General features: G+C 60.5%; 20 protein-coding genes. 16 read left to right on the plus strand and 4 right to left on the minus strand.

The window, feature by feature from the left end; all coding sequences use genetic code 11:
- The 5 genes from VNZ65_RS23435 to rpiA all read left to right on the plus strand — a co-directional run.
- On the plus strand, positions 1–371 hold a 371-nt coding region (locus VNZ65_RS23435; RefSeq protein ID WP_325673374.1), incomplete at its 5' end, for a BRCT domain-containing protein.
- Complete coding sequence (gene galU / locus VNZ65_RS23440; RefSeq protein WP_325673375.1) at positions 358–1,233, plus strand: UTP--glucose-1-phosphate uridylyltransferase GalU; 876 nt, start codon at positions 358–360, stop codon at positions 1,231–1,233. The genes VNZ65_RS23435 and galU, both read left to right, overlap by 14 nt.
- A gap of 19 nt (positions 1,234–1,252) precedes the next feature.
- Positions 1,253–1,789: a peptide deformylase gene (def, locus tag VNZ65_RS23445; protein ID WP_325673377.1), complete on the plus strand. Its 537-nt coding sequence runs from the start codon at positions 1,253–1,255 to the stop codon at positions 1,787–1,789.
- Between the two features lie 302 nt (positions 1,790–2,091).
- Positions 2,092–3,858, plus strand: a complete 1,767-nt coding sequence (locus tag VNZ65_RS23450) for a cation:proton antiporter (RefSeq protein ID WP_325673379.1) — start codon at positions 2,092–2,094, stop codon at positions 3,856–3,858.
- A 91-nt stretch (positions 3,859–3,949) separates the two neighbouring features.
- A complete protein-coding gene (gene rpiA / locus VNZ65_RS23455; protein WP_325673405.1) occupies positions 3,950–4,621 on the plus strand; it encodes a ribose-5-phosphate isomerase RpiA in 672 nt (223 codons plus the stop codon).
- A gap of 77 nt (positions 4,622–4,698) precedes the next feature.
- On the opposite strand, the gene VNZ65_RS23460 is transcribed toward rpiA, so the two are convergent.
- Positions 4,699–5,811 carry a porin gene (locus VNZ65_RS23460; RefSeq protein ID WP_325673381.1) on the minus strand — a complete coding sequence of 371 codons (1,113 nt, stop codon included), beginning with the start codon at positions 5,809–5,811 and terminating at the stop codon, positions 4,699–4,701.
- Between the two features lie 402 nt (positions 5,812–6,213).
- Here VNZ65_RS23460 and VNZ65_RS23465 point away from each other — a divergent pair, with 402 nt between their 5' ends.
- Entirely contained in the window at positions 6,214–7,272 is a 1,059-nt protein-coding gene (locus VNZ65_RS23465; RefSeq protein ID WP_325673383.1) for an NAD(P)-dependent alcohol dehydrogenase, read from the plus strand.
- Positions 7,273–7,348: 76 nt separating this feature from the next.
- Here VNZ65_RS23465 and VNZ65_RS23470 read toward each other — a convergent pair whose 3' ends face one another.
- Positions 7,349–8,437 carry a YeiH family protein gene (locus VNZ65_RS23470; RefSeq protein ID WP_325673385.1) on the minus strand — a complete coding sequence of 363 codons (1,089 nt, stop codon included), beginning with the start codon at positions 8,435–8,437 and terminating at the stop codon, positions 7,349–7,351.
- 166 nt (positions 8,438–8,603) lie between these two features.
- On the opposite strand from VNZ65_RS23470, the gene VNZ65_RS23475 reads away from it, so the two are divergent.
- The 8 genes from VNZ65_RS23475 (at position 8,604) to VNZ65_RS23510 (ending at position 19,453) form a co-directional block, all read left to right on the plus strand.
- Positions 8,604–9,494, plus strand: a complete 891-nt coding sequence (locus tag VNZ65_RS23475; protein ID WP_325673387.1) for a LysR family transcriptional regulator — start codon at positions 8,604–8,606, stop codon at positions 9,492–9,494.
- A 668-nt stretch (positions 9,495–10,162) separates the two neighbouring features.
- Complete coding sequence (gene chvE / locus VNZ65_RS23480) at positions 10,163–11,221, plus strand: multiple monosaccharide ABC transporter substrate-binding protein (protein ID WP_414649207.1); 1,059 nt, start codon at positions 10,163–10,165, stop codon at positions 11,219–11,221.
- Positions 11,222–11,398: 177 nt separating this feature from the next.
- Positions 11,399–12,940 carry a multiple monosaccharide ABC transporter ATP-binding protein gene (gene mmsA / locus VNZ65_RS23485; protein ID WP_325673389.1) on the plus strand — a complete coding sequence of 514 codons (1,542 nt, stop codon included), beginning with the start codon at positions 11,399–11,401 and terminating at the stop codon, positions 12,938–12,940.
- A 1-nt stretch (position 12,941) separates the two neighbouring features.
- Positions 12,942–14,165, plus strand: a complete 1,224-nt coding sequence (mmsB, locus tag VNZ65_RS23490) for a multiple monosaccharide ABC transporter permease (protein ID WP_325673409.1) — start codon at positions 12,942–12,944, stop codon at positions 14,163–14,165.
- A 24-nt stretch (positions 14,166–14,189) separates the two neighbouring features.
- Positions 14,190–15,935, plus strand: coding sequence for an IlvD/Edd family dehydratase (locus VNZ65_RS23495; RefSeq protein WP_325673391.1), 1,746 nt, complete (start codon positions 14,190–14,192; stop codon positions 15,933–15,935).
- A 94-nt stretch (positions 15,936–16,029) separates the two neighbouring features.
- Positions 16,030–17,025 carry an AraD1 family protein gene (araD1, locus tag VNZ65_RS23500; RefSeq protein ID WP_325673393.1) on the plus strand — a complete coding sequence of 332 codons (996 nt, stop codon included), beginning with the start codon at positions 16,030–16,032 and terminating at the stop codon, positions 17,023–17,025.
- A 27-nt stretch (positions 17,026–17,052) separates the two neighbouring features.
- Positions 17,053–18,630 carry an aldehyde dehydrogenase (NADP(+)) gene (locus VNZ65_RS23505; protein ID WP_325673395.1) on the plus strand — a complete coding sequence of 526 codons (1,578 nt, stop codon included), beginning with the start codon at positions 17,053–17,055 and terminating at the stop codon, positions 18,628–18,630.
- A gap of 31 nt (positions 18,631–18,661) precedes the next feature.
- Positions 18,662–19,453, plus strand: a complete 792-nt coding sequence (locus tag VNZ65_RS23510) for an SDR family oxidoreductase (RefSeq protein WP_325673397.1) — start codon at positions 18,662–18,664, stop codon at positions 19,451–19,453.
- Between the two features lie 13 nt (positions 19,454–19,466).
- Here VNZ65_RS23510 and VNZ65_RS23515 read toward each other — a convergent pair whose 3' ends face one another.
- A complete protein-coding gene (locus VNZ65_RS23515; protein ID WP_325673399.1) occupies positions 19,467–20,900 on the minus strand; it encodes a PLP-dependent aminotransferase family protein in 1,434 nt (477 codons plus the stop codon).
- 137 nt (positions 20,901–21,037) lie between these two features.
- Between VNZ65_RS23515 and glyA the strand changes: the two genes are divergently transcribed.
- Positions 21,038–22,414 carry a serine hydroxymethyltransferase gene (glyA, locus tag VNZ65_RS23520; protein WP_325673401.1) on the plus strand — a complete coding sequence of 459 codons (1,377 nt, stop codon included), beginning with the start codon at positions 21,038–21,040 and terminating at the stop codon, positions 22,412–22,414.
- Positions 22,415–22,416: 2 nt separating this feature from the next.
- Here the strand turns inward: glyA and VNZ65_RS23525 are convergent, their stop codons facing one another.
- A complete protein-coding gene (locus tag VNZ65_RS23525; protein WP_325673403.1) occupies positions 22,417–23,358 on the minus strand; it encodes a LysR family transcriptional regulator in 942 nt (313 codons plus the stop codon).
- Positions 23,359–23,550: 192 nt separating this feature from the next.
- On the opposite strand from VNZ65_RS23525, the gene VNZ65_RS23530 reads away from it, so the two are divergent.
- A complete protein-coding gene (locus VNZ65_RS23530; protein ID WP_325673411.1) occupies positions 23,551–24,642 on the plus strand; it encodes a porin in 1,092 nt (363 codons plus the stop codon).

A 24,642-nucleotide genomic window follows, 5' to 3' on the forward strand; every position in this document is an offset into this window, starting at 1 on the left:
TCGGCCCTGTAGTGGCACGCTCCTTGCTGGCTTTCTTTGCCGATCCGCTGAACCGGGAGCTGGTGGAGCAGTTGCGCGCGGCCGGCATTCACTGGCCGGAGAACTTGCCGGCGGAAAACGCGTCCAAGTTCTTGTTAGGCAAGACCTTCGTGCTGACCGGCAGCCTGCCTACGCTTACGCGCGATGCGGCGGCCGCCATGATTGAAGCGGCCGGCGGCAAGGTGACCGGTTCGGTGTCCAAGAAGACCAGCTATGTGGTCGCAGGAGCCGAGGCCGGCAGCAAACTTACCAAGGCGGAAGAGCTGAACATCCCGATTCTGGATGAAGCCGCGTTCCGCACTCTTATAGAAAGCGAACATGACAAAGATTAGAAAAGCCGTATTTCCTGTCGCCGGCCTGGGTAGCCGCTTCCTGCCGGCCACCAAGGCCCAGCCTAAAGAAATGCTGCCCATCGTCGACAAGCCGTTGATCCAGTATGCCGTGGAAGAGGCAGTCGCCGCCGGCATCACCGACATGGTGTTCATCACCGGCCGCAACAAACGCGCCATCGAAGATCATTTCGACAAGGCTTACGAACTGGAAACCGAACTGGAAGCGGCCGGCAAGGACCGCTTGCTGGATCTGGTGCAGAACGTCATCCCGAAACACATCAACTGCATCTTCATCCGCCAGTCGGAAATGCTGGGCCTGGGACATGCGGTGCTGTGCGCCCGTCCGGTGGTCGGCAATGAACCGTTTGCCGTTTTGCTAGCGGATGATTTCATGGATGTGGCGACAGGGCAGAAACCTGTGCTGGCGCAGATGACGGATATTTTCGCTGAAGAAAATTCCAGCATGCTGGCGGTGCAGGACGTGCCGCGCGCCGAGACCAAGCAATACGGCATCGTCAGCATCGACGCGTATAAAGCCAATCTGGAAAAGGTCAACAGCATCGTCGAGAAGCCGCAGCCGGACCAGGCTCCTTCGACCCTGGCGGTGGTGGGGCGTTATATCCTGACCAACAAGATTTTCGATCACCTGGAAGGCCTCGGCAAGGGCGCCGGCGGCGAAATCCAGCTGACCGACGGCATCGCCGAGTTGATGAAGACCGAGCGTGTGCTGGCCTACCGCTATGCGGGCCAGCGTTACGATTGCGGTTCCAAACTGGGTTACCTGAAAGCGACCCTGGCGATGGGCCTGAAGCATCCTGAAACCGGCGCCGAGTTTGCCGAGTACCTGAAACAGTTCAAGTAATCACACCGAAGAGCAGATCATGACCGTTCGCGAAATCCTGAAAATGGGCGATGCGCGCCTGCTGCGGCAAGCCGAGCCGGTGACAGCGTTCGGCACGCCGGAGCTGGAAAGCCTGATTGCCGACATGTTTGAAACCATGCATGCGGTCAACGGCGCCGGCCTGGCGGCGCCACAGATCGGCGTCAATCTGCAGCTGGTGATTTTCGGCTTCAAGAACAACGTCCGCTATCCGGATGCGCCGGCGGTGCCGGAGACGGTCTTGATCAATCCGCTCCTGCGTCCCTTGTCGGAAGAGCTGGAAGATGGCTGGGAAGGCTGTTTGTCGGTGCCCGGCATGCGTGGCGTGGTGCCGCGCTGGACCCAGCTGCATTATGAAGGTTTCGACCAGTCGGGCGCGCGCATCAGCCGCGACGTCGACGGCTTCCATGCACGCGTGGTGCAGCATGAATGCGATCACCTGAACGGCATCCTGTATCCGATGCGCATCAAGGATTTCACCCAGTTCGGCTTTACCGAAGTACTGTTCCCGGAACTGGATCCGAATCACGACGATTGAACGGCGTAGGGTGGGCACATCGTGCCCACGCGTGAACCCTGGTCATTGCGGGTCCACGTGGGCACAAAGAAGTGTCCACCCTACCAAGCGCGCATCGCCGCAGAAAAATCACTAAGCTATCAAAAATAAATATTTGATAGCAGTTATAATTGCAATTAAACCAAGGCCGGTGCATTGCCGGCCTTGCTGCTGTCGTAGCCATTGCTAGTACCCATCACTGCCTTGCATGGCGGCGCTGCCTGCGCCGCTCCTGTTCGTGCGCCTCCCCAATAGCCGCTTACTTCTATTCGGAAAGCTTGCCCATGCACCATGCAGTAGAAACCTTCATCCAGGATCTTGCCGTCATCATGCTGATCGCCGGCGTCGTCACGGTGCTGTTCAACCGTTTCAAGCAGCCGGTCGTGCTCGGCTATATCGTCGCCGGCGTCATCATCGGTCCGCACACGCCGCCGTTCTCGCTGATCACCGATGAGCGCACGATCCAGATCCTGGCCGAACTGGGGGTGATCTTCCTGCTGTTTTCGCTGGGGCTGGAATTCAGCCTGAAGAAGCTGGCCAAGGTCGGCGCCACCGCGTTTGTGGCGGCGCTGGCGGAGATTACGCTGATGCTGTGGGTCGGCTATGAAATTGGCATCTATTTCGGCTGGAAGCAGATGGATGCAGTGTTCCTTGGCGCCATGCTGTCGGTATCCTCCACCACCATCATCGTCAAGGCGCTCAATGAACTGGGCATGAAGCGCGAGAAGTTCGCGCAGCTGATTTTTGGCATCCTGATCGTCGAAGATGTGCTGGCGATCGGCATGATCGCCTTGCTCTCGGGCGTGGCGACCAGCGGCTCGGTGGATGCCGGCGACGCCATCACCACGATCGGCAAGCTGGTCTTGTTCATGATCGTGTCGCTGGTGGCCGGCATCCTGATCGTGCCGCGCCTGCTCGACTACGTGGCTAAATTCAAGAGCAAGGAAATGCTGCTGGTGACGGTGCTCGGCCTCTGTTTCGGCTTCTGCCTGCTGGTCATGAAAATGGAGTACAGCGTGGCGCTGGGCGCTTTCCTGATCGGCGCGGTGATGGCTGAATCGCGCCACCTGCACCAGATCGAGCGCTTGATCGAGCCGGTGCGCGACATGTTCAGCGCCATCTTTTTCGTCGCCATCGGCCTGTTGTTCAATCCTTCCATCCTGGCGCAGTACTGGCTGCCGATTGCCGTCATCACGCTTGCGGTGGTGCTGGGCAAGGTGGTCAGCTGCGGCCTGGCGACTTTCCTGTCCGGCCAGGATGGCCGCACCTCGATGCGGGTCGGCATGGGGCTGTCGCAGATCGGCGAATTCTCTTTTATCATCGCGGCGCTTGGCGTCAGCCTGAAAGTCACCAGCGATTTCCTGTATCCGACCGTGGTGGCGGTGTCAGCGGTGACCACCTTGCTTACTCCCTACCTGATCAAGCTGGCCGATCCGCTCTCCAGCCGGCTGGCGAAATCCATGCCGGATAAACTGTCGGCGGTGTTCGGCATGTATTCGACCTGGCTCGCCAGCCTGCAGCCGCAGGGCGACCGCGCCGAGCTGTCGCGCATCATCCGCCGCATCCTGCTGCAGGTGGTGGTGAACCTGGCGCTGGTGGCGGCGATCTTCATCATCGGCGGCTATTTTGCCCACGTACTGGGCGAGAGCATGGCGGCCTGGGTCGCGGATCCGCAGGTGCAGGACGCGATCGTATGGGGTGGGGCGCTGCTGCTGTCGCTGCCATTCCTGATCGCCACCTACCGCAAGTTGCATGCGCTGAGCATGCTGCTGGCCGAAATCAGCGTCAAGCCCGAATGGGCCGGCTCATATAACCATGCGGTACGGCGCGTGATCGCGGAAGTCATTCCGGTGGTTTCTATCGTCGGCATCATGCTGATGATTACCGCGCTCAGCAGCCGCATCCTGCCGCCGACCAATCTGCTGATCCTGGTGCTGGTGGGCGCCGCCGTGCTGGTATTGGTGCTGTGGCAGCGCTTCGTCAAACTGCATTCCAAGCTGCAGATCGCCTTGCGCGAAACCCTGGAACAGCAGCCGGACGAAAAACACTGACGATCTGGCATGGGTGATTGATTTAGGGTTATCGGCCAGCGATTGGTTAAAATAACGCTTTTATCTCTTTCAAGACATTGCCATGACTGCCATGACCCAGGATCAACTCAAGCAAGCTGTTGCCCGCGAAGCAATCAAATACGTGGTGGACGGCCAGATTGTCGGCGTCGGCACGGGCTCTACCGCCAATTTCTTCATCGACGAGCTGGCCAAGATCAAGCACCGCATCAAGGGCGCGGTGGCTTCCTCCGAAGCGACTGCCGCCCGCCTGCGTGCGCATGATATCGAGGTGTACGACCTGAACCAGGTCGCCACCATGCCGGTGTATGTCGACGGCGCCGATGAAATCACGGCTGAAGGCGCGATGATCAAGGGCGGCGGCGCGGCGCTGACACGGGAAAAAATCGTAGCCTCGGTGGCCGAGAAATTCATTTGCATCGCCGACGGCTCCAAGCTGGTCAAGGTGCTGGGCAAGTTTCCGCTGCCGATCGAGGTGATTCCGATGGCGCAGGCCGTGGTGGCGCGCAAGCTGGTCAAGCTGGGTGGTGAGCCGCGCCTGCGTTTCAAGGATGGGATTCCGCTGATTACCGACAATGGCAACGTGATCATCGACATGTTCGACCTGAAGATCACCGACCCGGTCGAACTGGAACGGCAAATCAACCAGATCACCGGCGTGGTGACGGTCGGCCTGTTCGCGCAGCAGGGCGCGGATGTCTGTCTGCTGGGTACGCCTGACGGCGTCAAGACACTGGCCTTCTAAGCTTTTCTTGCGGCGTAAAAAAAGCGAGGGAAACCATGTTTCCCTCGCTTTTTGCTGCCGACTATCCTGGTATTACATCAGAACTTGTGGCGCAGGCCGACGCGCAAGACGTTCTGGCTGCTATCGTCCGCCGGCGCGCTGCTGTATGCGCCGTTGATCACGCCTGGGTTGTTGACGTCGTTGGCGCGCTGGTTGCTGTACATGGCGTACAGGTCGGTGCGCTTGGACAGGAAGTAGTCGACGCCCAGGTTGAGCTGGGTAGTCTTGCCCTTGGTCGAGCCGGTAGTCTTGCGGCTGATGTCGGCGCGGTCATGGATCACGCTAGCCAGCAGGTGCAGATTGCCCGACAGAGCGTAATCCACGCCCAGATCGAAGATGTTGGCTTTGGTCGCCGTGGTGATGTTGACCAGGCCGGTGCTGGCCACGGCCGTCGCCAATGGACGCTTGGCCTGCGACCAGGCGCCGTAGATCTTGGCCGGGCCGGCTTGGTAGCTGGCGCCCAGGGTGAAGGTCTTGAGATCGGTATCGCCAGCCTTGGTTGGCAAGGCATCAGCCGCCAGCTTGGTCTGGAAGTAAGCCAGGCCGATGCCGAACGGGCCGTTGGCATAGTTGCCGCCGAGGCCGAATGCCTGGCCTGCCGAAGTCTGGCCGGCCACTTCGCCGAAGCCATAGAACAGGCTGCCGGTGAAACCGCTCAGGTTGCTGCTGTCGTAGCGGATCGAATTGTTGGTGCGGGCGCCGGAGACGCGGTCCAGGTTGTTGAAGTGGCCGCCTTTGACGCCGTTGCCGCCGAAAGTCTGCACTGAGGTGTACTTGTTGCCGATGTCTTCCAGGAAGTCAGTCTGGCGGCCGATGGTGACGGTGCCGAACGCGCCCGACAGGCCGACCACCGACTTGCGGTCGAACAGGGTGTTGGCTGTGCCGAATGAGCCGTCATCCGCATTGAAGCCGTTTTCCAGGTGGAAAATCGCTTTCAGGCCGCCGCCCAGGTCTTCCACGCCCTTGAAGCCGATGCGCGAAGTGGACAGGTCGCCGGAGTCGACGCTGAAGCGGCTATCGTTCTTCGGGCCGACCTTGCTGGTGTACGTCAGGCTGGCATCGACCACGCCGTAGATGGTGACATTGCTTTGAGCGTGTGCATTAGCGCCGATCAGGCCGAGAGCGGCTAGTGCGAATACGGTCTTTTTCATTTCTTCCCTTTGATATTTATAAGTAATTTATCCTGGTGTCCGGCGTAGGGTACCGCGCAACAATTAGTTACTATTGTTACTAACTGTTACTAGCTGAACGGGCTAGATATTACCTTTCCATAAAAAAAATGCACTTGTTTTTTGAAAAATATTTTCAATTTAATCGACGTTGCATGTTTATGTTGTTTTTTGACAGTGGTTTATGACATTTGTGACTAAGGATATGAATTATTTGCGTTAGCGTATAGTGATAGTTCGTCGCTGCGACCGGTGGCCGCCGTCGGAAAAGCGGCGCTAGCCTGCAAAGCGTTGCCGGCGGGGCTAAGATGGCGCATGGCGCGCCTGCGTCGTGATTTCCAGGCTCCCGGGGTTTGTCGTTCCATATATCAAAAAGGAAATGTCATGCTGAAAGCTTCAGGGTATGCCGCACATAATGCACACGCGCCGCTGGCGCAATTCGCCTTTGAGCGTCGCTCGCCGGGTCCCGACGATGTACAGATCGAGATCCTGTTTTGCGGCGTCTGCCACTCCGATCTGCACACCGCGCGTAATGAATGGCACAACACCGTCTATCCGACAGTGCCCGGCCATGAAATCGTCGGCCGGGTGGTCGCGGTCGGCGCCCAGGTAAAAAAATTCAAGGCGGGCGACCTGGCCGGCGTCGGCTGCATGGTGGATTCCTGCCAGCATTGTCCGAGCTGCGCCGAGGGCTTGGAGCAATATTGCGAAAACGGTTTCACCGGCACCTACAATGCCGACGACAAGCACAGCGGCGGCGTCACTTATGGCGGCTATGCCAGCAATATCGTGGTCGACCAGAAATTCGTCCTGCATGTCTCGGACAAGCTCAACCTGGCAGCAGTGGCGCCGCTGCTGTGCGCCGGCATCACCACTTATTCGCCGCTGCGCCACTGGAACGTCAGCAAGGGTCACAAGGTCGGCATCGTCGGACTGGGCGGGCTCGGCCACATGGGCGTCAAGATCGCCCATGCGATGGGCGCGCACGTGGTGTTGTTTACCACCTCGCCAGGGAAGACCGAAGACGCCTTGCGGCTCGGCGCCGACGAAGTCGTGATTTCCAAGGATGCCGCGCAGATGGCGCAGCATGCCAACAGTTTCGATTTCATCTTGAATACCGTGGCGGCGCCGCATAACCTGGACGCCTTCCTGAATCTGCTGAAACGCGACGGCGCCATGACGCTGGTGGGGGCGCCGGCGGAAGCGCATCCTTCGCCCAATGTGTTCAACCTGATCATGAAGCGCCGCACGCTGGCCGGCTCGCTGATAGGCGGCATCAAGGAAACCCAGGAAATGCTGGATTTCTGCGCCGAACACGGCATCGTCTCGGATATCGAATTGATCGCCATCCAGGATATCAACCAGGCTTACGAACGGATGCTGAAGAGCGACGTCAAGTATCGCTTCGTGATTGACATGGCATCCTTGCCTGCGGCTGCCTGACCTGGCCTAAGCGGCCCGCAGCAAGGTATTCCATGCCGGGCCGCCCAGGTTTTATTGCGTGAAACGAAGCTGCAGATCAGGCAAACAAACGCAGCACCACATTATTGATCACCGCGCCGCCGACGATCAGCCAGCCGAACAGGCAGGCGGCGAACAGCAGCGGCTTGATGCCGGCCGTGCGTATCGAGGAAAAATGGGTAGAAATGCCCAGCGCTGCCATCGCCATCGCCAGCAGCACATTGTCGGCATCGTTGACGTGCGCCACCAGTGCGGTCGGCAGCGCCGCCAGCGAGTTGAGCGCCACTACCGCGACAAAACCGAAGGCAAACCATGGAATCGCCAGGCGGCCAGCTTGCCTGGTGCTGCCGGCTTTCTCCGACCCCGCCGATTTCTTCGCCACATAAGCCGACAGCAGCATCAGGAACGGCGCCAGCATCATCACCCGCACCATCTTGGCGATCACCGCGGTATTGGCGGCATCCGGGCTGACCGCGCGCGCAGCCGCCACCACTTGGGCCACTTCATGTACGGTCGAGCCGGTGAAGATGCCGTAAGCCAGCGGCGAAGCCGCCAGGAACTGCCAATGCAGGTTCAACTGATACAGCAGTGGGTACAAGAATATTGCCAGCGAGCCGAACACCACCACCGTCGCCACCGCCACCGTCACTTGCGCCGGCTGGGCGCGCAGCACCGGCTCGGTCGCCATCACTGCCGCCGCGCCGCAGATCGAGCTGCCGGCGCCGATCAGCATGGCGGTATTGCGGTCCAGCTTGAACAGGCGGGTGCCGAGCAGCAGCGCCATGCCGAAGGTGGAGCACAGCACCAGCGCATCGATCAGTACGCCGCTGATGCCTACATGGCCGATATCCTGGAAGGTCAGGCGGAAGCCGTACAGGATGATGCCCAGCCGCAGCAGGTTTTGCTTGGAAAAATTCACGCCGGGGGCGCAGGCCGGGGCGATATGCCGGTAGCCCAGGTTGCCGACCAGCATGCCGATCACGATCGCCAGCGTCAGGGCGCTGAAGCCGTGCGCCTGCAGCCAGGTGATCCTGGCGGCGGCAGTGGCTGCGGCGGCAATGGCTGCGCTGAGCAGCAGGCCAGCCAGGAGGCGTGGTGTTTGGGTCTTGGAGGTTGGGGCTGTGCTTGCCAGGGTCGAGGTGCTCACTATGGGTTCCGATCTTGATGCAGCGTGTGCTGCCATGGAAACCACTATACCGAGCCGCAATTTAAAAGAAAAACGGATTAATTTTGTATAATCAACCTGTTTTGCAGGTAGATTGTGATTCGTTCTGCAATTTCTCGTTCTCTCGCCACTACCAAGGTCACCCAAGATGCGTCTCACCATCCGCCAATTGCAGATATTCCTGGCCGTGGCCCAGTCCGGCAGCACCACGGCGGCGGCCGATCAGGTCGCCTTGTCGCAGTCAGCCACCAGCGCCGCCCTCAACGAGCTGGAAAACCTGCTCGACTGCCGTTTGTTCGATCGCATCGGCAAACGTCTGATCTTGAACGACAACGGTCGCCTGCTGCTGCCGCAAGCGGCGCAAGTGGTGGATGGCGCCAAGACTATCGAGCAGCAGTTCCTGATGCCGGGCATGGCGCAGGGCGGCGGCCTGCAGATCGGTTCCAGCACCACCATCGGCAGCTACCTGCTGCCGTCGCTGATCGCGTCCTACCGCAATCAGCACAGCGAACTGCAGGTGCGGGTGACGATCGCCAACACGGCCGACATCGTCGCCGCCGTGGTGAATTTCGAGGTCGACGTCGGCCTCATCGAAGGCCCCAGCCATGCCGCCGACTTGCAGGTGGAGCCGTGGATGGTCGATGAGTTGCTGATCGTGGCTTCGCCCCAGCATGCCCTGGCCGCCGGCGACAAGAAACTGGGCGTGGCGCAGTTGCGCGCGGCGGAGTGGCTGTTGCGGGAACCGGGTTCCGGCACGCGCGAAGCGGTCGAGCAAGCCTTGCTGCCGCACCTGCATTATCTGCAGCAAAGCTATGAGTTCGGCAATTCGGAAGCGATCAAGCATGCAACCGCGGCCGGTCTCGGCATCAGCTGCCTGTCGCATGCCGTAGTGGCCGATTTCCTGCAAAGCGGGCGGCTGGTGGAATTGAAGACTTCGCTGCCGCGCTTGCATCGGCATTTTTACCTGATCCACAGCAAGCACAAGATCCTGTCGCTGCGGCTGATGCAGTTCCTGGCTTTTTGCCGGGGCTGGTCTTGAGTGCCTAGTGTCGTGTCCTGCCTCATCTGTCGGCATCTCGCTGGTCCTTGACCCGTATCGCGTCGTTGCGCCTCGTCGCCATAGCCCCGCTATGTCTCCTCGGCACGCCTAGCGCTACGGGTCAAGGCCGGCGCGATATACCGACAGATGAGGCAGGACGCGACACTAGGGATCTTCCTTCCTTTTTCAGATTTCTTCCCGGGGCCGGCTGGAGATTGCCTCCGGCTGGGGCGAGCGTTTCGCCTTGAAACGCATGCTGGCCGCGCTACTCAAAAATTCTTCACGCTACTGATATCAATACGGATATCGATTCCAATAAAAAAGTGATTAGTAAGACCCGCCAAGTGTTTTTACACTGGCTTCGGTATTTGTTCTCTTGGGAACGGCTTTGCAAGGGCATCCGGAGACAACTTATTTTCCATGTAGTAATATCTAAATAGATATCGAAATAAGGAAAAAATTCATTTGTTTGATATCGGTGATGTTCGTAAGATAGCGAGGAAATCCATCAGGAAAGGTCTATATTGACAGTTTCGGAATTGCTGTTTGGAAAATATGATGTCTTGCCAGCACAGCTTCCCGCGCAAACCGGACCCACCATGCAGTAGCAGTCGCTTCACCATGTTCTGACAGAAAATCAAAATAACTCAAGGAGACAAGCTGTGAAAATGATTAAAACGACGATTGTTGGATTGATGATAGGCATGTTCGGCCTGGTGACCCACGCCAGCGCGCAGGACAAGGGCCTGATCGGTATCTCGATGCCGACCAAATCCTCGGCGCGCTGGATCGCCGATGGCGACAATATGGTCAAGGTGTTCAAGGAAAAGGGTTACAAGACCGACCTGCAATACGCCGAGGACGATATTCCTAACCAGCTGGCGCAGATTGAAAACATGGTGACCAAGGGCGTCAAAGTCCTGGTGATCGCGGCGATCGACGGCACCACGCTGACCAACGCCTTGCAAAAGGCCGCCGACAAGGGCGTCAAGATCATCGCTTATGACCGCCTGATCCGCAATTCCAAGAACGTCGATTACTACGCGACCTTCGACAACTTCCAGGTCGGCGTGCTGCAAGCCAGCTATATTGAAAAGGCGCTCGACCTGAAGAGCGGCAAGGGCCCGTTCAATATCGAACTGTTCGGCGGTTCGGCCGACGACAACAATGCCTTCTTCTTCTACAACGGCGCGATGTCGGTGCTGCAGCCTTACATCGACAAGGGCAAGCTGGTGGTGCGCAGCAAGCAGACCGGCATGGACAAGGTCTCGACCTTGCGCTGGGATGGCGCGGTAGCCCAGGCGCGCATGGATAACCTGCTCAGCGCCTACTACGGCAACGCCCACGTGGACGCTGTATTGTCGCCATATGACGGCATCAGCATCGGCATCCTGTCCTCGCTCAAAGGCGTCGGCTACGGCACGCCCAAGCAACCGATGCCGATCGTGACCGGCCAGGACGCCGAGATTCCTTCGGTGAAATCGATCCTGCGCGGCGAGCAGCGCCAGACCGTGTTCAAGGACACGCGTGAACTGGCCAAGGTGACAGCGGGCATGGTCGATGCAGAGCTGAGCGGGAAAACCCCGGCCGTCAACGATACCAAGACCTACAACAACGGCGTCAAGGTAGTCCCTTCCTACCTGCTGAAGCCAGTCAGCGTCGATGCTTCCAACTGGAAGCCGGTGTTGATCGGCAGCGGTTATTACACTGAAAGCCAGATCAAATAAGAATCGAAGCCGTCGCTTCAAAGCGATGAGATCTTGTTTGGCCGGACCTTGCAGCGTCTCGTTGCAAGGTCCGTTTGTCAGGCGCCGGCGCCGCTGTCGTCGGCGGGTATCAGGTAAGGGAGACTCGGCTAGCAGCGCAGCCGGCTGACAGAGTTTCCCGCAAGTGAGGTAACACAGATGGAAACTATCCTGGAAATGCGCGGGATCGGGAAGACATTCCCGGGAGTCAAAGCATTAGACAATGTCAACCTGGTGGTACGCAGCGGAGAGATCCACGCCGTGGTCGGCGAAAACGGCGCCGGCAAATCGACCTTGATGAAAGTGCTGAGCGGGGTCTATCCGCATGGTTCTTACACCGGCGATATCCACTATCAAGGCCAGACCAGACAATTCGAAGGCATCGCCGACAGCGAAGAATGCGGCATCATCATCATCCATCAGGAACTGGCGCTGGTGCCCCTGCTGTCCATCACCGAGAACATCTTCCTTGGCAATGAGCAGGCCAGCCATGGCGTGATCGACTGGGAAGTATCCTACGCCAAGACCAAGGAGCTGCTGGCGAAAGTCGGCCTCAAGGAATCTCCCAGCGCCCTGATCACCAACCTCGGCGTCGGCAAGCAGCAACTGATTGAAATCGCCAAGGCGCTCTCCAAGCAAGTCAAGCTGCTGATCCTGGATGAGCCTACCGCCAGCCTCAACGAAAGCGACAGCGACGCCTTGCTGGATCTGCTGCTGGAACTCAAGGCGCAGGGCATTTCCTCGATCCTGATTTCGCACAAGCTCAACGAAATTTCCAAGGTCGCCGATTCGATCACCATCCTGCGCGACGGCAGCACCGTCGATACGCTCGACTGCCACAAGGAAGTGATCAGCGAAGACCGCATTATCCAGAACATGGTCGGCCGCGAGATGGCCGATCGCTATCCCAAGCGCAATCCGCAGATAGGCGAGACTATCTTCGAGGTCAAGCAATGGCGCGTGCATCACCCCATCCATCCGGAACGGCAAGTGATCAAGGGCGTCGATTTCCATGTCAGGAAGGGTGAAATCGTCGGTATCGCCGGCCTCATGGGCGCCGGCCGCACCGAGCTGGCGATGAGCATTTTCGGCCGCGCCTACGGCCAGCGGATCAGCGGCAAGGTTTTCTTGCGTGGCAAGGAAATCGATGTCAGCACGGTGCAGAAAGCCATCGACAACGGCATCGCCTATGTCACCGAAGACCGCAAGGGCTATGGCCTGATCCTCGACCAGGACATCAAGAAGAACATTTCGCTGGCCAACCTGAACGGCGTCTCGGACAAGAGCGTGATCGACGAAGGGCGCGAATATTCGGTGGCCGCGGACTACCGCCGCCAGCTGAAGATCCGCTGTTCCAACGTGTTCCAGAAAGTGCTCAATCTGTCCGGTGGCAACCAGCAGAAAGTGGTCCTCAGCAAGTGGCTGTTTTCCAACCCGGATGTGCTGATCCTGGATGAGCCGACGCGCGGCATCGACGTCGGCGCCAAGTACGAGATCTACACCATCATCAGCCAGCTGGCCAGCGAAGGTAAATGCATCGTCATGATTTCGTCGGAAATGCCGGAACTGCTCGGCATGTGCGACCGCGTCTACGTCATGAACGAAGGCAGTTTCGTCGGCGAGCTGACGGCAGCGGAAGCGTCGCAGGAAAAAATCATGCGCGCGATAGTAAGGAATGTAAAGAATGATGGAGACAACTGAAATGAACAACGATATCGTCGCACCGGCAGCCAGTGAAAACCGGGCCCAGCCCCAGCCCGCGCTGGACAAGAAAGAGTATGCCGGCTTCCTGAAAAATAATATGCGCGAATACGGCATGCTGATGTCGCTGATCGCGATCATGGCGTTTTTCCAGTACATGACCAACGGCACCCTGATGGAGCCGCTCAACCTGACCAACCTGGTGCTGCAGAACAGCTACATCGTCATCATGGCGCTCGGCATGCTGATGGTGATCGTCGCCGGCCATATTGACCTGTCGGTGGGATCGGTAGTCGGTTTCATCGGCGCGCTGGCGGCGGTGCTGATCGTCAACCTGCATGTCAACTTCGTCCTCGCCAGCATCCTGTGCATCCTGGCCGGCGGCGTAATCGGCGCGGCGCAGGGCTATTGGGTAGCGTTTTTCAAGATCCCGTCCTTCATCGTCACGCTGGCCGGCATGCTGGTGTTCAAGGGCCTCACGCTGGCCCTGTTACAAGGACAATCGATCGGTCCCTTCCCGGACGACTTCCAGATGCTGAGCTCGGGTTTCATTCCCGATCTGTTCAACGCCGCCGATATACGCATCACGTCCTTGCTGGTCGGCGTGGTGGTGGCGGCCATCATGATCGTGGTCAAGGTGCGTGCACGCGCCAAGCAAAGCAAGCACGGCATGGAAGATGAGCCTTACCTGTTCTTCATCCTGAAGAACGCCATTTTCGCCGGCGTCATCATTTTCTTCAGCTATCTGCTGGCCTCCTACAAAGGCATGCCGAACGTGCTGATCATCATGTTCCTGCTGATGGTGGTGTACACCTTCGTCGCCAACCGCACCACTATCGGCCGCCGCATCTACGCGGTCGGCGGCAACGAGAAGGCGGCCAAGCTGTCCGGCATCAAGACTTCCAGGGTGTCGTTCTATACCTTCATCAACATGGGCATGCTGGCGGCGCTGGCCGGCCTGATTTTCGCGGCGCGCCTGAATACCGCCACGCCCAAGGCCGGCACCGGCTTCGAGCTGGACGTGATCGCGGCCTGTTTCATCGGCGGCGCTTCGGCTTCCGGCGGCGTCGGCAAGGTCATGGGCGCGGTGATCGGCGCTTTCGTCATGGGCGTGATGAACAACGGCATGTCGATCATGGGCATCGGCATCGATTACCAGCAGGTGATCAAGGGCCTGGTGTTGCTGGCGGCGGTGTTTGTCGACGTCTACAACAAGAACAAATAAGCGCATTTCACGAGGAAGCCACAGATGACATTCGATAAAAAACGCCCGCTGCGCTCGGCCGGCTGGTTCGGCACCAACGACAAGAACGGCATGATGTACCGCAGCTGGATGAAGAACCAGGGCATTCCGGATCATGAATTCCAGGGCAAGCCGATCATCGGCATCTGCAACACCTGGTCCGAACTGACGCCTTGCAACGCTCACTTCCGCAAGATCGCCGAGCACGTCAAGCGCGGCATTTCCGAAGCCGGCGGCTTCCCGGTCGAATTCCCGGTATTTTCCAACGGCGAGTCGAACCTGCGCCCGACCGCCATGCTGACGCGCAACCTGGCCAGCATGGATGTGGAAGAATCGATACGCGGCAATCCGATGGATGCGGTGGTGCTGCTGGTCGGCTGCGACAAGACTACGCCGGCCTTGCTGATGGGCGCGGCCAGTTGCGATGTGCCGGCGATCGTGGTGACCGGTGGCCCGATGTTGAACGGCAAGCACGAAGGCAAGGACCTGGGTTCCGGCACCGCCGTCTGGCAGCTGAGCGAAGCGGTCAAAGGCGGCCAGATCAGCATGCATCAATTCCTGGCGGCCGAATCCGGCATGTCGCGTTCGGCCGGTACCTGCAACACCATGGGCACGGCTTCCACCATGGCCTGCATGGCCGAGGCGCTGGGCACATCGCTGCCGCATAACGCCGCTATCCCGGCGGTCGATGCGCGCCGCTATGTGCTGGCGCACATGTCCGGCATGCGCATCGTCGACATGGTATGGGAAGACTTGCGCCTGTCCAAAATCCTCACACGCGAAGCGTTTGAAAACGCCATCCGCGTGAATGCCGCGATCGGCGGTTCGACCAATGCCGTGATCCATCTGAAAGCCATTGCCGCCCGCATCGGCGTGCCGCTGGAACTGGAAGACTGGACCCGCATCGGCCGCGGCACGCCGACCCTGGTCGACCTGCAGCCCTCCGGCCGCTTCCTGATGGAAGAATTCTATTATGCCGGCGGCTTGCCGGGCGTCTTGCGCCGTCTCGGCGAAGCGGACCTGCTGCCGCACAAGGATGCGCTGACGGTGAACGGCAAGACGCTGTGGGAAAACAACCAGGATGCGCCTATCTACAACGACGAGGTGATACGCGTGATCGACAAGCCGTTGATCGCCGACGGCGGCATCTGCATCCTGCGCGGCAACCTGGCGCCGCGCGGCGCCGTGCTCAAGCCATCGGCGGCTACGCCGGAGCTGATGAAGCATCGCGGCAAGGCCGTGGTGTTCGAGGATTTCGACCACTACAAGAAGCGCATCAACGATCCGGAACTGGAGGTCGATGCCAGTTCAGTGCTGGTCATGAAGAACTGTGGCCCGAAAGGCTATCCCGGCATGGCGGAAGTCGGCAACATGGGTTTGCCGCCGAAGCTGCTGGCGCAAGGGATCAAGGACATGGTGCGCATCTCCGATGCCCGCATGAGCGGCACCGCCTATGGCACGGTGGTCCTGCACGTGGCGCCGGAGGCTGCTGCCGGCGGCCCGCTGGGGATTGTCGAAGACGGCGACTGGATCGAGCTGGATTGCGAAGCCGGACGCCTGCACCTGGATATCAGCGATGCGGAAATGGCGCAGCGCCAGGTTGCGCGCGCCGCCGTCAATGCGGAAACGGTGACTGCCCACAGCGGCTATCAGCGTCTCTACATAGACCGGGTGCTGCAGGCCGACGAAGGCTGCGATTTCGATTTTCTGGTGGGCTGTCGCGGCTCGGCAGTCCCCAAGCATTCTCACTAATTGCAATTGTAGGGTGGGCCCGCTTTTGTGCCCACGCGGATAGCAAAACAGCGTGGGCACAAAAGCGGGCCCACCCTACACACTGGAGAAGTACATGTTGTTGGTTCAATTCAAGCAGGCTGATGGCCAGCGCCGCATCGGAGTGCTGGAAGACGAAGGCCGGAAGATCCGTGTAATCGAAGGCTATACCTCGACTTACAACCTGGCGCAGGCGGCGATAGCCGCCCACAGCACGCTCAAACAGCTGGCCGATGCCGCGCTGGGCGCTACTGTGCTGGACTACACCACGGTAGCGCAAGCCGGAGGCCTGCTGGCGCCGCTCGACCATGGCGACAGCGCGCATTGCTACGTCACCGGCACCGGTCTCACGCACCTCGGCAGCGCCGACGGCCGCGACGCCATGCACAAGAAAATCAGCGATGTCGATACCCTCACCGACAGCATGAAGATGTTCCGCATGGGACTGGAAGGCGGCAAGCCGCCGGCCGGGCAGACCGGCGTCCAGCCTGAATGGTTCTACAAGGGCGACGGCAGCATCGTGCGTGCCGCCGAGCAGCCCTTGGGCATGCCGCAGTTTGCGCTGGATGGCGGCGAAGAGCCTGAGATCGCCGCCTTGTATGTGATCGGTCCGGACGGTGCGCCATACCGGCTTGGCTTTGCGATCGGCAACGAGTTTTCCGATCACGTCACCGAGCGGCAGAATTATTTGTACCTGGCCCATTCCAAGCTGCGCGTGTGCGCCGTCGGGCCGGCGTTGCTGGTGGGTGATTTGCCGCCACATGTGGCCGGCATGTCGCGCATCCGCGATAGCCATGGCGCTGTGCGCTGGGAAAAGCCTTTCGTCAGCGGCGAGGACAATATGTCGCATACGGTCGCCAACCTGGAATACCATCATTTCAAGTATCCGCTGTTCCGCCGTCCGGGCGATGTGCACATCCATTTCTTCGGCACCGCCACTCTGAGCTGTTCCGACGGCATCCAGGTGGCGCCGGGTGAAACCTTTGAAATCGATGTCGCTGCTTTCGGGCCACCCCTGCGTAACAGGCTGGCGCTGGAGACGGTGCCGGCGCCGCAGATTCATCAGCTATAAATTATCGACTTACATTCCGGGAAAAGCATGCATATCACAGGCGAGTCGCTGATCGGCGCCTCCAGCATCAAAGGCGCCGGCGCGGACTTCTTCGCTTTCGATCCTACCACCGGCAAGGATCTTGAACCGGCTTTCCATACCGCCGGCAAAGCCGAAATAGACTGTGCCTGCGAACTGGCGCGCATCGCTTTCGATCCTTACCGCGCCACCGATACGGAAACGCGCGCACGCTTCCTGGAAAACATCGCGCTTAATATCGTCGCGCTGGGCGACCAGCTGATCGAACGCGCCATGCAGGAAAGCGGCCTGCCCAGGGCAAGGCTGGAAGGCGAACGCGGCCGCACCGTCGGCCAGCTCAGGCTGTTTGCGGAAGTGCTGCGCGAAGGCTCATGGCAGGATGCGCGCATCGATCCCGCGATGCCGGAGCGCCAACCATTGCCGCGTGTCGACCTGCGTCTGCGCATGATCGCGCTGGGGCCGGTAGCGGTATTCGGCGCCAGCAATTTCCCCCTGGCGTTCTCGGTGGCCGGCGGCGATACCGCGGCGGCGCTGGCGGCGGGCTGCCCGGTGGTGGTCAAGGCGCATCCGGCCCATCCCGGTACTTCGGAACTGGTGGGCAGGGCGATTCAGCGCGCGGTGGCCGAGGCCGGTTTGCCGGAAGGCGTGTTCTCGCTGCTGACCGGGACCGGCAACCAGCTTGGCGCAGAACTGGTGCGCCATGCGGCGATCCAGGCAGTCGGTTTTACCGGCTCGCGCCAGGGCGGACTGGCGTTGATGGCAGTCGCCGCCGCACGTCCGCAGCCGATTCCGGTGTATGCGGAAATGAGCAGCATCAATCCGGTCTTCCTGTTGCCGCACGCGCTGGCGGAAAAAGCCGAGGCGCTTGCCGCCGGTTTTGTCGACTCGCTGTTGCTCGGGGTCGGCCAGTTCTGCACCAATCCCGGACTGGTGCTGGCACTGGCGGGACCGGATCTGGAACGTTTCAGTGCGACCGCGGCCGAGCAGCTGGCGCAGCGCCACGCCGGCACCATGCTGACGGCGGGAATCCAGCGTGCCTATGAACAGGGCGTCGGCCGTCTCGCCGGTAATCCGCGCGCGCGCCAGCTGAGCCGCGGCATTGCCGGCGAGGCTGGCGGCAAGGGCGTGCCGGCCTTGTTCGCCGCCAGCGCCGAGGATTTCCTGGCCGATCCGCAATTGTCGGAAGAAGTGTTCGGTCCGGCATCCTTGCTGATCGCTTGCAAGGACGCGGCGCAGATGCATGAGGTCGCCGAACGGCTGGAGGGGCAGCTGACTGCGACCCTGCAGATGAGCGACGGCGATCATGGCGCGGTGGGCGATCTGCTGCCGGTCTTGGAACGCAAGGTCGGGCGCATTCTCGCCAACGGTTTCCCCACCGGCGTCGAAGTTTCCTATTCGATGGTGCATGGCGGCCCTTTCCCGGCCACCTCGGACAGCCGCAGCAGCTCGGTCGGCACTGCCGCGATCCAGCGCTTCCTGCGGCCGGTGTCCTACCAGAACCTGCCGCAATCGCTGTTGCCGGCGGCGATACAAGATGGCAATCCGCTGGCAATCTGGCAGCGCATTAACGGACAGTTGAAGAAATAAGCGGATCTATCCGCATCACACAGGAGCAGACATGTCGGCGGTAAAGAATGTTGGAAGCGATAAGCTGGCGCATTTCCCCAGCTTGAAAGATAAGGTTGTATTCGTCACCGGCGGCGGCAGCGGCATCGGTGAAGCGATTGTCAGCGCCTTTGCAGAACAGGGCGCGCGCGTGGCTTTCGTCGATATCGAGACGGCCGCCAGTGAAGCACTATGCCAGCGACTGGCCGATGCAGGTCTGGCCAAGCCCTTGTTCCGTCATTGCGACATCCGCGACATCCCGGCCCTGCAAGCCACCATGCAAGCCATGGCGCAGGAACTGGGCGATTTCGATGTGCTGGTCAACAATGCCGCCAACGACCAGCGTCATCAATGGCAGGATGTCACCGTGGATTATTGGAATGACCGCATCGCCATCAACCAGCGGCCCATGTTTTTCACCTGCCAGGCGGTCGCGCCCGGCATGCAGAAAAAGGGGGGCGGTTCGATCATCAACCTCAGCTCCATCAGCTGGCATCTGTCCAACGGCGGCTATCCGGTGTACACGACAGCGAAGGCGGCAGTGGTCGGTCTCACGCGCGGCCTGGCGCGCGATCTCGGACCGCACAATATTCGTGTCAATACGGTTTCTCCCGGCTGGGTGATGACGGAACGGCAGGTTGCCTTGTGGCTGGACGCGGCGGGTGAAGAAGACATCAAGCGCAATCAGTGCTTGCCCGGCAAGCTGCAACCGTGGCACCTGGCGCGCATGGTGCTGTTCCTGGCGGCGGACGACAGCGCCATGTGCACCGCGCAGGAATTCATCGTCGACGCCGGCTGGGCCTGAGCCGGTGCTGCTGTCAGATTGTGTCCAGCCAGGCGCGTAATGCCGGCGTATCGTAAGCAACGTTAAAGCGCAGCCACGCGCTGGGCTGATGATCGGGATCGAAGGCGCTGCCCGGCGCGAACCAGAAGCCGGCAGCTGCGGCTTCCTGCGCCAGCAGCAGCGAGTCCTTGCCGGTGGGATGGCGGCACCAGATGAACATCCCTTGCGCCGCCGGCGCGAACATTTTCCAGCCGCGTCCGGACAACAGCTGGCGCATGCTGTCCTGCTCATCTCCAAGGCGTTTGCGCAATTGCGTCAGATGGCGCTCGTAATGGCCCTGCGTCAGCACCTGGTAGATCGCCTGCTCGATGAATTCCGAGGTGGTGATGCTGGCCATCAGCTTGATCCTGGCCAGGGTCTGCAGCAAGGGCGCAGCCGCTGCGATGTAGCCGACCCGCAGGTCGGACGAGATGGTCTTGCTGAAACCTGATAGATAGACTACCCGTTGCAAGCCGTCCAGATTGGCCAGCCTTGGCGCCTGTTCTGTGGCGAAATCGCTGTAGATATCATCGTCGACTATCGTGAAGTCGTAATCCTCCGCCAGCCGCAGCAGCCGGTGCGCCTTACTCCAGCTGAGGGAACTGCCGGTCGGATTGTGCAGCATCGATTGCATGAAAAACAGTCGCGGCCGCAGACCGCCGCGCAGCAGGCTTTCCAGCACATCCAGATCCGGCCCGTCGGTCTGGCGCGGCACGGCCTGCATCGCTATCCCAGACAGGTGCAGCAGACTGAACAGATTGTAGTAACCGGGGGCTTCCACCAGCACCGTGTCGCCCGCCGCGCAGCAACAGCGGATCAGCAGCTCCAGGCTGTGCGTACTGCCCGCCGTCAGCAGGATCTGCTCGGCGCTGCAGTCTATCCCGCGCCGCGCCAGTCTTTGCTGCAGCACGTCGCGTAGCGGCGCATAGCCCAGGGCCGAACCGTAGCAGTACACATTGGCGGCGGGGCGCGCCGCCACGCTGCGCAAGTGCCGGTGCAAATCCAGTCCTTGCAACCATTCCTTGGGCAAGGCGCCGCTACCGCATTTCAGCAAGCTGTTGGGCTCCACCAGGCCGCGGATCAGCAGCGCTACATCCAATACCTGATCGAGGTGCGCCGGCCTGGCTTGCCGCGGCGACGCGGCGTTGATTCGCACGTAGTAACCGGACCCGTGGCGCGGATTGAGCAAGCCCATCCCGGCCAATTCTTCATACGCTGCCAGCACCGCATAGCGGCTGATGCCGAGCTGCGCCGCCAGTGCGCGTATCGAATCCATCTTGCTGCCGGCTGCGAGCAGGCCTTGTTCTACGGCCTGTTTCAACAACCGGCTTAGCTGCCGTTGCGGCGGCAGGGGAGAGTGGCGGTCTAGCGTGATCGGCAGCATGCGGCGGTCCATGGCGGGGTAGGAGATGCCTTGATTATCGAACACTTGCGCATGCTGCGCGAACTGTTCGATAACAATTTGCGCAAGTGTTTGACGCCGGCCTCGGCACTAGGGATATATTTCCATGCAGGCCGCCATGCCGTGGCGACTCCATCCACTTGAAACGCATCGAGGAGATCAGCATGCACGCAGAACAGCAACGCCGTTTTTCCGCAGCAGAACCGACACTCCAGGTCCACGACGCCGCCACCTTGAGAAGCGCGGCGCAAGTTCTCGATGCTTGTAAAAATGTCAGGGAAATGGCGCAGGAAGTCTCGGCTGCGGTAAAGCGCAATGAGATCTGGCGCGGCCAGCAGTGCCTCAATTTGCTGGCGCCGGAAGCGCCTACCAGTCCCACCGTGCGCAGCCTGCTCTCTGCTGAAATAGGTACCCGCGCGGCGGAAGGGCATATCGGGCCGGTCAACCGCTGGTTTGCCGGCACCCGCTATATCGATGAAGTCGAATCCTTGTGCATGGAGCTGCTCAAGCGCGCGCTGCGTGCGGAGTATGCCGACCACCGCCTGTGCGCCAGCATGATCGGCAACCTGGCGGTATATACCGCACTGACCCAGCCCGGCGACACCGTGATGACGGCGCCACAGCCGTTCGGCGGCCATTCCAGCAACCGTGCCGACGGCCCGGCCGGCGTGCGCGGCTTGAGCATCGTCGATATTCCATTTACGCCGGAGCTGGAGGTCGATCTCGATGCATTCCGCCGCGTAGCGCAACAGCAGCAGCCGAAACTGGTCACGCTGGGCATGTCGATGACGCTGTTTCCGTTGCCGGCCAAGGAGATCAGCGAGATCATCGCGCCCTGGGGCGGCAAGCTGTTTTTCGACGGCGCCCACCAGCTGGGACTGATCGCCGGCGGCCAGTTTCAGGATCCGCTGCGCGAGGGCGCGGCAGTGCTGACCGGTTCCGCCGGCAAGACCTGGAGCGGTCCGCAAAGCGGCATCATGGCCTGGAACGATCCTGCCATTACCGAGCGGCTGGCATGGGCTGTGTTTCCGGTGCTGGCGGCTACCCACCAGGTGAACCGGGTGGCGGCGCTGGCGGTGTCGGCGGCGGAGATGATCGAATTCGGCCAGGCCTACATGGCGCAGATCGTCAGGAACTCGCAAGCGCTGGGACGTGCGCTGGAGCAGCGCGGCATTCCGGTGATTGGTGCCCGCCGCGGCTACAGCCAGACGCACCAGGTGATTGCCGACGTCAGGCAGTTCGGCGGCGGCCTGGAAGTGGCGCATCAGCTGGCGCGCGCCAATCTGATCACCAACAAGAACCTGATTCCGGGCGATGCCGCGAGCGACTGGGACCGCCCGAGCGGCTTGCGCATCGGCAGCATCGAGGTGACGCGGCTCGGCATGCGGGAAGCGCAGATGGATGACATCGCGGAATTCTTTGCGCGCGTTTTGTTGCGCAAGGAGCCGCAAGAGAAAGTGCAGCAGGATGTGATTGATTATCGGCGCCAGTACCAGACTTTGTACTACTGCTTTGAGAACGGCTTGCCGCCTGCGGCGTAGTCTCAGTAAATCTGCGCGGCGACGTCGCGTATGGTCTGCTGCAGGATGGTCGCGCCGGGCGACAGGATCTGCAGGCGCCGGGTGATGATGCCGAAGCCGTCCATCTTGCACGGCAGTTCGATCGGCAGGATCGCCAGCACATTGACCTGCACATAGAAACGCGCCACTTCGGCCGGCATCACGTGCAGGAAATCGGTCTGCTGCAGCAGGCTGCTGATCACCAGGATCGCCGTGGTGTCGACTACATTGGCCGGCGGCGCCAGTCCTTCTTTATGGAACATCATCTCGACCCGGTGCCGCAGGATGCTGCCTTTCGGCGGCAGGATCCAGCCGCTGTCGGCGATATCCTTCAGCTGCAGGCTGGAGACATGGCGCAGCGGGTGATCGACCCGCGCCACCGCGCATACCGGTTCGTCCGACAGTTCTTCATATTCCAGGTTACGGTTGTCGTCCTGGTCCATGATGCGCGCCACCAGGAAGTCCAGCGAACCGCGCTGCAAGCGTTCCAGCAGGATGTTGCTGCTCTCGACTTCGACGCCGATGCGCAGCATCGGCGCCTGCTGCTTGAGACGGGCGATGGCCGGCGGCAGCAGCACCATGCCGGGCGACAGGATGGCGCCGACATTCACCTGTCCCGACAGGCCGGACTTCAGCGCAGTGATGTCGTCATGCGCGTGCGACAGGCTGGTCAGCGCCATGCGTGAATGGCGGATCATCGCCTCGCCGTAGATGGTCGGCCGCATGCCGCGCGGCAGCCGCTCGAACAGCAGCACGTCCAGCATGTCTTCCAGATCCTTGAGCTGCTTGGAAGCGGCCGGCTGGGTCATGTTGAGCGCTTCGGCGGCGCGGTGGATATTGCGTTCCTCGTCGAGCGCGATCAGCAGGAGCAGCTGGCGGGTTTTCAGGCGGGCGCGCAGAAACCAGTTGGTGTCGTTGGTGGACATGGTCGTCTCTTTAGTTGGTTTTTTTGTATGCCGCCAGACCAATATTTCCACTAGGCAGCGTTCAAAATGATACCAAACATAGTATCAATGTGGAGCAAAAATTCATTGGATGGATATCAATCGAATCCTTACTATGAGGCCAGCCTGATCGTCAGGCCCATATAAAACAAAATAAATTCAAGGAGACGCATGATGCTTTTCACTAAAACCCCGGGCATACCTGTCAAGACGCTGGCGGCAAGCGCGGCATTCGGCCTGTTGGGCCTGGCCGCCATGCCGGCGCAGGCGCAGACCAGCGTCACCATCTATGGCCGGGTCGATGCCGGCGTCGATTATCAAAGCAGCGTCGCCCTGAAAGACGCCAACGGCAACCTGACCGGGCAGACCGGCGGCAAGCTGGCGGCCTCCGGCAATCAGTGGGGCACCAGCATGATCGGCTTCAAGGGTACGGAAGACCTGGGTGGCGGGCTGAGCGCCTTCTTCCTGCTGGAATCGGGCTTCGACGCCACCAAGGGCACCACCAACGGCAGCGCTCTGTTCAATCGGCGCTCTTACGTCGGCCTGAATGGCAGCGCCGGTTCGATCAAGTTCGGCAAGAACCTGTTCATCGTCAACGACGTCTGGTATCTCGATCCGACCGGCCAGCAATTCATGGGCACCGCCAGCCTGGTCAAGGGCCGCAACTGGCCCGGCGCCAATAATGTCATCGAATACCAGACGCCGACCTGGAGCGGCTTCAACGCCACCGCCCAGACCAGCCTGGGCGAGCAGGCCGGCTCCAGCAAGAATGGCCGCAGCGACGGCCTTTCGCTGGTGTACACCAATGGCGGTCTTGAGCTGCGCGGGATTTATGACGTGATTCGCGATACCAACGGGCGTTATACCGATGTCTATACGGCGTCCAAGGATCTGATCGTCGGCGGCACCTATACGATAGACGCGCTCAAGCTGTATGCCGGCTATGAAAATATCTCAGCGCCGGACACCGCCGCGCCGACCGATCCGGACAAGCTGAACCACTACTGGATCGGCGTCAACTATACGCTGACGCCGGCCCTGACCCTGATCGGCGGCGCCTTCCACGCCAAGCTCAACCACGATGCCGGCAGCGCCAGCCTGTTCATGGTCGGCACCAACTACAACCTGTCGAAACGGACCTTGCTGTACACGGCAATCGGTACGGTGCGCAACAAGGGCAACGCCAACTTCGGCACCGAGTTCGACAATCCTTTGCCGGGCCATGCGCAGAACGGCGGCTACGCTGGTATCAGCCATACCTTCTAA

The organism is Collimonas sp. (assembly GCF_035566555.1).
Taxonomy (GTDB): domain Bacteria; phylum Pseudomonadota; class Gammaproteobacteria; order Burkholderiales; family Burkholderiaceae_D; genus Collimonas.

What these genes read in the sequence shown, in the direction of transcription:
- galU (WP_325673375.1), top strand. Translation starts at nt 358, where the DNA reads ATGACAAAGATTAGAAAAGCCGTATTTCCTGTCGCCGGCCTGGGTAGC.
- def (WP_325673377.1), top strand. Translation starts at nt 1,253, where the DNA reads ATGACCGTTCGCGAAATCCTGAAAATGGGCGATGCGCGCCTGCTGCGG.
- VNZ65_RS23450 (WP_325673379.1), top strand. Translation starts at nt 2,092, where the DNA reads ATGCACCATGCAGTAGAAACCTTCATCCAGGATCTTGCCGTCATCATG.
- rpiA (WP_325673405.1), top strand. Translation starts at nt 3,950, where the DNA reads ATGACCCAGGATCAACTCAAGCAAGCTGTTGCCCGCGAAGCAATCAAA.
- VNZ65_RS23460 (WP_325673381.1), bottom strand. Translation starts at nt 5,811, where the DNA reads ATGAAAAAGACCGTATTCGCACTAGCCGCTCTCGGCCTGATCGGCGCT.
- VNZ65_RS23465 (WP_325673383.1), top strand. Translation starts at nt 6,214, where the DNA reads ATGCTGAAAGCTTCAGGGTATGCCGCACATAATGCACACGCGCCGCTG.
- VNZ65_RS23475 (WP_325673387.1), top strand. Translation starts at nt 8,604, where the DNA reads ATGCGTCTCACCATCCGCCAATTGCAGATATTCCTGGCCGTGGCCCAG.
- chvE (WP_414649207.1), top strand. Translation starts at nt 10,163, where the DNA reads ATGATTAAAACGACGATTGTTGGATTGATGATAGGCATGTTCGGCCTG.
- mmsA (WP_325673389.1), top strand. Translation starts at nt 11,399, where the DNA reads ATGGAAACTATCCTGGAAATGCGCGGGATCGGGAAGACATTCCCGGGA.
- mmsB (WP_325673409.1), top strand. Translation starts at nt 12,942, where the DNA reads ATGAACAACGATATCGTCGCACCGGCAGCCAGTGAAAACCGGGCCCAG.
- VNZ65_RS23495 (WP_325673391.1), top strand. Translation starts at nt 14,190, where the DNA reads ATGACATTCGATAAAAAACGCCCGCTGCGCTCGGCCGGCTGGTTCGGC.
- araD1 (WP_325673393.1), top strand. Translation starts at nt 16,030, where the DNA reads ATGTTGTTGGTTCAATTCAAGCAGGCTGATGGCCAGCGCCGCATCGGA.
- VNZ65_RS23505 (WP_325673395.1), top strand. Translation starts at nt 17,053, where the DNA reads ATGCATATCACAGGCGAGTCGCTGATCGGCGCCTCCAGCATCAAAGGC.
- VNZ65_RS23510 (WP_325673397.1), top strand. Translation starts at nt 18,662, where the DNA reads ATGTCGGCGGTAAAGAATGTTGGAAGCGATAAGCTGGCGCATTTCCCC.
- glyA (WP_325673401.1), top strand. Translation starts at nt 21,038, where the DNA reads ATGCACGCAGAACAGCAACGCCGTTTTTCCGCAGCAGAACCGACACTC.
- VNZ65_RS23525 (WP_325673403.1), bottom strand. Translation starts at nt 23,358, where the DNA reads ATGTCCACCAACGACACCAACTGGTTTCTGCGCGCCCGCCTGAAAACC.
- VNZ65_RS23530 (WP_325673411.1), top strand. Translation starts at nt 23,551, where the DNA reads ATGCTTTTCACTAAAACCCCGGGCATACCTGTCAAGACGCTGGCGGCA.